The 4900-nt window shown below is 44.0% G+C and carries 4 protein-coding genes and 1 pseudogene; 4 read left to right on the forward strand and 1 reads right to left on the reverse strand.

Annotated features, from left to right (window positions below):
• The 4 genes and pseudogenes from F6K57_RS36770 to hpsO form a co-directional block, all read left to right on the forward strand.
• Window positions 1–323: pseudogene (locus F6K57_RS36770) on the forward strand (hypothetical protein); the annotation flags it as partial.
• A 167-nt stretch (window positions 324–490) separates the two neighbouring features.
• Window positions 491–1471 carry a hormogonium polysaccharide biosynthesis glycosyltransferase HpsN gene (gene hpsN / locus F6K57_RS36775; RefSeq protein WP_293073196.1) on the forward strand — a complete coding sequence of 327 codons (981 nt, stop codon included), beginning with the start codon at window positions 491–493 and terminating at the stop codon, window positions 1469–1471.
• Between the two features lie 356 nt (window positions 1472–1827).
• A complete protein-coding gene (locus F6K57_RS36780; RefSeq protein WP_293069049.1) occupies window positions 1828–2262 on the forward strand; it encodes a hypothetical protein in 435 nt (144 codons plus the stop codon).
• Window positions 2243–3415 (forward strand): hormogonium polysaccharide biosynthesis glycosyltransferase HpsO, encoded by a 1173-nt coding sequence (gene hpsO / locus F6K57_RS36785; protein WP_293073202.1) that lies wholly within the window; start codon window positions 2243–2245, stop codon window positions 3413–3415. The genes F6K57_RS36780 and hpsO overlap by 20 nt, the downstream gene beginning before the upstream one ends.
• 162 nt (window positions 3416–3577) lie before the next feature.
• Here hpsO and F6K57_RS36790 read toward each other — a convergent pair.
• Window positions 3578–4900 (reverse strand): glycosyltransferase family 2 protein (locus F6K57_RS36790; RefSeq protein WP_293073199.1); only part of this gene is annotated, 1323 nt, incomplete at its 5' end.

Genomic DNA, 4900 nt, shown 5'->3' on the forward strand with positions numbered 1-4900 from the left:
GCTCAGTGAAAAACAAGGATTTGCGGAGTATCGGTGCCAGCTATTGGGTACTTATTTTGTTTATTAGCTACCAAACCTATTACTATCCCTTGGATGTAGATCCAGTGGCAGTCTATTATTGGTTGATGACTGGTGTTATCCTCAAGTTGCCCGAAATAAATCGCCAAGAACAAGAGGAACTAGAGAAACTAGAGGCAGAACAGACAAACGATCCTAAACGTAAACAGAAACGAGGTATCAAGACATCGAAAAAGGGAAAAGGGAAACGGCAAAAGGGAAAAGGCAAAAGGCAAACGGTTTTTTCTACAGGTCTGCACGGATAACTGTTCCGTGTACTAAGCTAGTATTGGTTTTACCTCTTAGCTTGAGAATTCTCGAACTTTCCATAAAACCACGGATGTCCAAAGATAGCATGTTAGTTAAACTGTTATCGATTGTCGGCATTATCAGCAGTTAAATGCTTAAGGACAAAGTACTCACAACAACGACAATGATTTCTGTAATTATCCCTACTTACGGACGGGAAGACCCTTTGCGGGATACCCTAGAAGATGTCCTGAAGCAAGACTACCCTGCTTTTGAAGTACTGGTTGTCGATCAAACTCGAAACCACAAACCAGAGATTCAATCCTATTTAGAGCAGCTGGCTAATGCTGGTAAGATTCGCTGGTTCCGGGTTGATTGGGCGAGTTTACCTGGGGCAAGAAATTATGGGGTAAGGCGGGCATCCGGGGACATTATTGTGTTTATCGATGATGATATCAAGATGCCACCGGGGTATTTAACTGCTCATGCTCGTAACTATGAACAATCCCCAGAGATTGGGGCAGTAGCAGGACGAGTATTTGACCGGATGAAGCTAGCGGAGAAAGGAGCAGCAGCAGATTCCCCCACTCCCTCTTACACTATTGAGGACTTGCCTAAGGAGGCCATGGACCCTGGGATTGCATGGTATTACATAGACTTAGTCCATACCGTTAAGCCTCAACGGGTGATCTCAGCCCGAGGCTGCAATATGTCTTTCCGCCGGGAGATTTTTACTAAATACGGGCTGCACTTTGATGAACAGTTCCGGGGGAGTGCGGTTCGTGAGGAGTCGGATTTTTGTTTGCGATTTCGCCGTACTGGTTATCAAATTTGGTATGACCCAGATGCTTATTTAGTCCATTTAGGGGAAGAAACTGGGGGGTGTCATGATATTAGTACGCGATCGCTTGAGTATCAGTTGACCTTTTATCACAACCATTTCTTGATGGGGATGAAAAATCTTACCCTTAGTGAACAGCTACGGCTGTTTGGTCGTCTATTTGATTGCCACGTCTTAGGAAATCCTCCTTGTAATAAAAGTGGTTCCCCGATCAAAATTATTAGCCGTGCTGGTTTCTACATGTTGGGTTTTTTAAAAGCACTTGGTACACGCATCAAATCTATCTGGGATGATGGTCAAATTTATACTCGGCTAGACCCTTAGAAGGTTGAAGGTTAAAAGGTTGAAGGTTAAAAGGTTGAAGGTTATAGGATTATACGGTTGAAGGTTAGACGGTTGAATCCAGTTTTTAAAACTTAAAACTACGATTAAATAAACCTAATCAGCTCTTGCCTTTTTAATGAAAAGCTTTAAAATTTAGGAGTCATACGTCAGGATATTAAATTCCTAATAATTTCAAGTGAATGGTGTTGTAATAACCAAAATTATTATAAGTATATTTGAAGCCAAAAACTAACTAAAAATACCTATTTTTTCCAGGGTTACCATTCCCTATTTACTAGTATTAAGTAGTTTGGTAATGCTTCCATAGCTAAGTTTAACTGAGATCTCGCACCATTGTGAGTAATCCTACATCAACCAAGCTGATTGATACTACGGGAACGCCAAGGGCGAACAACCTGCAACCTTCAACCTTCAACATCCAACCTTCAACATCCAACCTTCAACATCCAACCTTCAACATCCAACATCCAACCTCCAACCTTGGCCAAAGGCCACGCTACGCGAACAACCTTGGCCAAAGGCCACGCTACGCGAACAACCTTGGCCAAAGGCCACGCTACGCGAACAACCTTGGCCAAAGGCCACGCTACGCGAACAACCTTGGCCTTTCGGTCACGCTACGCGAACAACCTTGGCCAAAGGCCACGCTACGCGAACAACCTTGGCCAAAGGCCACGCTACGCGAACAACCTTGGCCAAAGGCCACGCTACGCGAACAACCTGCCACCATTAACTGTCAAAAAATTACCTATGAAAATATTAGTTGCTAGCCACTCCTATATTGTTGACCTTAACTGCGAGAAGTTACGAACACTCGCTCACTTAGAACCTAACATTGAGGTAACTGTGGTGGTTCCCCGGCGCTGGCGTCCTGGTGGTGTCCAAAATCGCATCATTGAAACCCAACCCCGTGAGGAAGGTTCATTTCGGGTGGTACCAGTGTCTAACTTTAGTGAAAATAATCAGGGGCTGCTGACCTTTGGCCTAGATATTGTCCCTTTATTGAAACAGTTTCGCCCCGACATTATTCAAGTGGAACAGGGAGCTAAGGCATTAGGTTATGCTCAATTTATTACCCTAAATAAGCTATTGGGACTGAAGGCAAAAAACCTATTTTTAACTTTTTGGAATCTGCCCTACGAGGTAAAATTTCCGGTGTCTGTGTTGGAAGGGTATAACCTGCGCCATACCGATGGACTGATTTGTGGGAATCAGGATGGGGTAGAAATCCTGCGACAACATGGTTATAACGGACCAGCTAAAGTAATGCCCCAATTGGGTGTAGATGAAAGCTTGTTTCGTCCCCAAGCTCAGCCAGATTTAAAACAGCAGTTGGGAATTCAACCCGATGACTTTGTGGTGGGATTTGTGGGACGGTTTGTAGAGGAGAAGGGATTACTGACTTTAGGTAAAGCCCTAGCTGGGTTATCTGGGATGCAGTGGAAGTTGCTGCTACTAGGGCGTGGTCCCCTCAAGCCGATATTGATGGAAAAGGCGGCAGAATGGGGAATTAAAGACCAACTGATTTGGATTGAGAGTGTTCCCCATGATGAGGTACCTCGTTATATTAATGTGATGAATACTCTGGTGCTACCATCAGAGACTAATTATAAGTTTAAAACCTTAACTAGTGTAGGTTGGAAGGAACAGTTTGGTCATGTGCTGATTGAGGCTATGGCATCTAAAGTGCCAGTAATTGGTTCGGATTCTGGAGAAATTCCCTATGTGATTGGGGATGCTGGGTTGGTGTTTCCTGAAAAAGATGAGTCCGAGTTACGACATTGTTTACAGCAGCTAATCAAGCAACCAGAATTGGCTGAGAAATTAGGAGATTTGGGTTATGTACGAGCAATGGAGCAGTATACCAATAAGGCGTTAGCTAAACAGCTTTTGGATTTTTATCAGGAATTAATGCAGAATTAAGAATTAAGAATTAAGAATTAAGAATTTAGAATTAAGAATTAAGAATTTAGAATTTAGAATTTAGAATTTAGAATTCACAATTTTAGAATGTAGAACTTAGAATTTGTAATTCTGCATTCTTCATTCTGCATTCTGCATTCTGCATTCTACATTCTTCATTCTTCATTCTTCGCTACCACCTCTATGGACTGTTTTCACCCATTTCAACCGTTTAGGACGCACAGACATCCGAGCGGTAGTAGCGGCCATCACTAGCATCCAGTGCAATAGATAAAGGTTTCCCCTCAAGGTCTGCAACAGAGGAACCAACAGGTTAGAAACACGTAATCGTCGATTTTGATTGGTGCGGCGCAGCCCGACAAACATGCTAATCACTGATACGGTGACAGTTAGACCAGTAATGGGACTAAAAATAGGTAGACGGTTACGGGCAATAGCCATCAAACAGTCTGGTACAGCAGCAGTGGGCAAAAAGTACTGGAGGATCAAGTAGGTAAATAAATCTATAGTTTTCCGCAAACCTAGGCGGTTACTTACAATTAAACGCCAGTAATCGAGATAGCGCTGGTACCCTCCTTCTGCCCAACGGTTCCGTTGATGCCAGAGTGCGATCGCACTGGTGACTCCTTCTTCTTCTACTGGCGGGTAATTGAGAAAGCCAATATCCCACTGATCGAGGTGTAGGCGAATGGTTAAATCTAAGTCGTCGGTGATAGTTTCTTCATTCCAGGCACCGCAACGCTGTAGTGCGGAACGTCGGACAAACTGACCATTGCCCCGCAATTCAGCAATCCCACCCACTGCTATACGTTGCTGTTGGAAATAGCTGTCTAGAGCCATTTCTGCCATTTGCCCTCGTGTCCAGAAATTCAGTGCTGCATTTGCGATCGCTTTTCTGACCTGCACTGCTCCCACTCGCGGGTTATTAAATAAGGGCAACACCCGCTGCAGCATATCTTTGGGAACTTTAGCATCTGCATCAAATACTGCTACAATCTCGCCTTTCGTTAAACCCAGTACCTGATTGAGTGCTCCTGATTTCCCTCCCCCGGCATTAGCACTCCGGTGCAGTACCTTCAACTGGTCGTATGTTGCTGCTAACTTATCTAATATTTCTGGTGTTTGGTCAGTACTGTGATCGTCAATTACCCACAGTTCATACTGATTTTCGGGGTAGTCTAATTGACACAGAGACTGAACTAAATTACTGATGACACTTTCTTCATTTTTTGCTGCTACTAGCAGAGACACAAAGGGAAAATCGTCTTTTTCTTCATCTAAAGAGGGTTGAGGGGTTTTTAACGGTTGAGCCAGCAAGAACCGTAGGCAATGAATTCCTAATATCGTTGTTAAGCCCAAGCTCACCCAGATCCCCCAAGACACCAAATGCAGTGCTATTGTCATGCACCACACTATGGTTAAAACTAAAGCTGCTTTGCGAGATCGGAAGAGCGTCGTGTCTGCCTCCACCCGGGCAAGATCAGG

The organism is Moorena sp. SIO4A5 (assembly GCF_010672005.1).
Classification (GTDB): domain Bacteria; phylum Cyanobacteriota; class Cyanobacteriia; order Cyanobacteriales; family Coleofasciculaceae; genus Moorena.